The organism is Wolbachia endosymbiont of Nasonia vitripennis, from assembly GCF_048054115.1.
Lineage (GTDB): Bacteria > Pseudomonadota > Alphaproteobacteria > Rickettsiales > Anaplasmataceae > Wolbachia.
Genome location: NZ_JAFEVF010000060.1, coordinates 1 through 3,457, shown reverse-complemented (window position 1 = coordinate 3,457; position 3,457 = coordinate 1). Strand labels below are relative to the sequence as shown.

Genomic DNA, 3,457 nt, shown 5'->3' with positions numbered 1-3,457 from the left:
GCTTTGCAAGTTCTAGCAATCCCAACTTTGGTTTTAGTATTTTTTCTTGTGTTGTATTCATATCTGACACTCCTTTAAAACTTGTCTATATTTTTATCTTACTTTGTTTGCTTGTCAGATCAAGTCTAAACTATTACAGATTAGTGAAATACCGCTGCATTGTGAATTATATACCTAGTTCATATTTTGCACATGTGCGTTGCATTTTTTAATCTTCTTTAAAAACTTGACAGTACATTATATATACGGATATACTAGAAATATAATTTTTGTGAGGCATTTATGGTTAAAAATAAAGAAAAACATCAAATAGCGTTTTGCGTTTCAGCCTTTACACTCTTAGCTGGTTTATCATTAATCGCAACTGGAATTGCAGTGGGTACCGTACCTGCTATAGCTTCTTGTTTAGTGATAGGAGGAATTTTAACTGCCTTGTCTATTGTGCAATCAGTAGAAAGCTATTTATTTTTACAAAACAGCGAAAAAACTTTCAATAAAATGATTAGTGGTATATGCGATGAACCAGAAAGCAAACTTTTTATAGAAAGGATTTTGCAACCATTCATTGAACTTTTTAGTGAGCATAAGCAACATAATTAAAGTACACTAAGCATAGAAACCACTTTATCGTAACTTGGCAATGAATTAATTTCTCCAATCGCAGCTAAAGTAATTCTTTCATGCTGAGATAGCAATTCTTCTGCTGCTTTTTTTATATCGTAAATAGTAACAGCACTAATTTTTTCTATTAATTCGTTTTTACTGATGTATTTATTATAGTTACCGTAGTAGTGTCCTAACGTTTCAGCACGCGAGCTAACACTTTCGCGTGACATTAAAATTTGAGATTTTACTCGTTCTTTTACTCTATTTACTTCTTCTTCCTTTAAATCATCTGTAGACAATTTCTTCAACTCTGTCGTTATAGCTTTCAAAAGCTTATCTAGATTACTGCTATCTGTACCAGCAAAAATCGAAAGCATTCCTGTATCAGCATAGCTAGAGTTGAATGAGTAAATGGAATAAGCAAGCCCCTGCTTTTCTCTTACTTCCTGAAACAGGCGTGATGACATGCCACTTCCCAGTATGGCATCAAGAACTTTGAATGTGTGATATCTATTATCATCACGAGAAACACTAGGTAGACCAATTAATAAATGTACTTGATCTAATTTACGATGTTCTAAATACTCACCACCGGTATAACTTGCATTCTCGCTTTTTTTCAGCTCTTTTGAATGAATCTTTGAGAGAAAGTCTTTGATTAATTGAACAACCTCCTCATGTTCAACATTTCCTGCAACAGCAAATATAATGTTCTCGCCAAAGTAATGCTCATTTATGTAGTTATCTAGATTAGCTCGAGTAAAAGATTTGACAGTATCTTGCGTACCCAAGATTGACCTACCAAATGGTTGATCTTTAAAAGCTGCTTCAAAATACTTATCAAAAATGATATCGCTCGGTGAATCATTAGTTTGAAAAATCTCTTGTATTACAACACCCTTTTCGCGTTCCAATTCATCCTCTGGAAATGTAGAATTCATTAATATATCTATTAATATATCAATGCCAGTTTTTATATCTTTTTTAAGAACCTTTGCATAATAACTGGTGCTTTCTCTACCGGTGCAGGCATTGAAGGCTCCACCTATGTCGTCAAAAGCTTTTGCAATTTCAAAAGCAGTTCTTGTCTTTGTTCCTTTGAAAGCCATGTGCTCTAGGAAATGAGATATTCCATTTTGACTTGCACTTTCAGCTCTACTGCCAACACCAACTCGTATATTTAAAGCTACGGAATCAACTTCATGCACTCGCTCAGTTATTATGCGCAGACCATTATCTAGTTTTGTTACTTGTGGTATATTCATCTTATATATTCTTCTTTAAATTCTCTTCTACAAAATCCCAATTGATCAAATGATCAAGAAAAACTTTTATGTAGTCAATTCTGCGATTTTGGCAATCCAAATAGTATGCATGCTCCCATACATCCATAGTAAGTAGTGGCACCTGGCCATAAATTAGCGGTAGATCCGCATTTGGAGTTTTAGTGATTTTGAGTTTTCCTTTTTCAAGCACTAACCACACCCATCCACTGCCAAATTGGCTTACTCCATAATTTGAAAATTCTTCACAAAATTTGTCAAAGCCACCAATATCATCTTGAATTTTTTTTGCTAGAAGACCATCATCTTTAGGCTCACCACCACCATTTTTTTTCATTGAATTCCAATAAAAAGTGTGATTCCAAACTTGTGCTGCATTGTTAAAAATAGGAACTGTATTATTATTTCCATGAACTTTCGTTACTAATTCCTCAATTTCCATATGTTGATAATCTGTGTTTTCAACCAGTTCGTTGAGTTTATTTAAATATCCCTTATGGTGCTTATCATAATGAAAATCTAATGTCTTTACAGATATATAAGGCTCTAAAGCTGCTTTATCATATGGCAACTCAGGTAAAGTAAAACTCATGCTGACCTCTTTATTTTCGATGGTATGGTAATATGTGCTTTTGCGCAACAGATAATTTAGTTAGGTAGTGATTGCATTTATTCTAAAACAAGCGATATTAGTAAGATAATTATGTTTTTATTTTAGAGGGGTAATATGTTAAATTTATATGATAATTTTAAGAAATATGCTAAGTTTGGAGATGTTCCTACCAAAAGTGTTGGGTGTAACAAAATTCCACAAAATAGTTTCTATAAATCCGTTTACCTTATCAACAGTGTTGTTGGGCCAGTGAAAAATGTAGCTCTTGGTAGTTACCAAAATCCTTCTATGATTCAGACTACTACTTTTGCGTTAGCTAGTGTAATTCTGCAACCTTTATATCTAGCATTGGCGTATTTGTCATACTGGCCGGCAAAAGGATTAGCGAAAGTAGTAGATAGTTTTGATCTTAAGCGTAACACAAAATCGTTCATAGATTATTCATCCATGTTGTCACGTAAGACATGGGACCATAGTAGTGCATTATCTAAATTTGTTAACACAGTTTTGAGTTATGTTGTTAGTGCTGTTATTTGGGCTGCTGCGCTCGTTGTTACGCCACTCGTTTGGACTATTGATAAAGTGGCAAGTAAATTTAGTGATGCAAAAAGTGAAGGTGTTGGTAGTCCTTCTTTGTCAAAATAGATAGCCTACCAAGTGCATGTGAAACCATTGTATCTGTGTGGCAAAATAAAGTAGACGAGATAAAGACACCTATAGAAGCAAGAGGATGTCATGCAAGTAGCTGACACTGGCATCCCGATAGAATGTTGGGGAGTGTTAAATAAACTGTGTCAAACCTCCATTTTATCAATTTATTTGTAATAGTTTAGACTTGATCTGACAAGCAAACAAAGTAAGATAAAAATATAGACAAGTTTTAAAGGAAAGGAGTGTCAGATATGAATACAACACAAGAAAAAATACTAAAACCAAAGTTGGGATTGCTAGAACT

At 33.9% G+C, this 3,457-nt stretch carries 4 protein-coding genes; 2 read left to right on the top strand and 2 right to left on the bottom strand.

The annotated features are described in order from the left end of the window. The first annotated feature begins 282 nt into the window (after nt 1–282). Complete coding sequence (locus JR053_RS05140; protein WP_010402415.1) at nt 283–600, top strand: WD_0736 family protein; 318 nt, start codon at nt 283–285, stop codon at nt 598–600. On the opposite strand, the gene JR053_RS05135 is transcribed toward JR053_RS05140, so the two are convergent. Together JR053_RS05135 and JR053_RS05130 are read right to left on the bottom strand one after the other, a co-directional pair. Continuing rightward, nucleotides 597–1,871 (bottom strand): M16 family metallopeptidase, encoded by a 1,275-nt coding sequence (locus JR053_RS05135; protein ID WP_010402417.1) that lies wholly within the window; start codon nt 1,869–1,871, stop codon nt 597–599. The genes JR053_RS05140 and JR053_RS05135 overlap by 4 nt on opposite strands. Before the next feature lies 1 nt (nt 1,872). Next, complete coding sequence (locus JR053_RS05130) at nt 1,873–2,481, bottom strand: superoxide dismutase (protein ID WP_010402419.1); 609 nt, start codon at nt 2,479–2,481, stop codon at nt 1,873–1,875. Between the two features lie 135 nt (nt 2,482–2,616). Here JR053_RS05130 and JR053_RS05125 point away from each other — a divergent pair, with 135 nt between their 5' ends. Beyond that, complete coding sequence (locus tag JR053_RS05125) at nt 2,617–3,147, top strand: hypothetical protein (protein WP_010402422.1); 531 nt, start codon at nt 2,617–2,619, stop codon at nt 3,145–3,147. Nucleotides 3,148–3,457 lie beyond the last annotated feature (310 nt).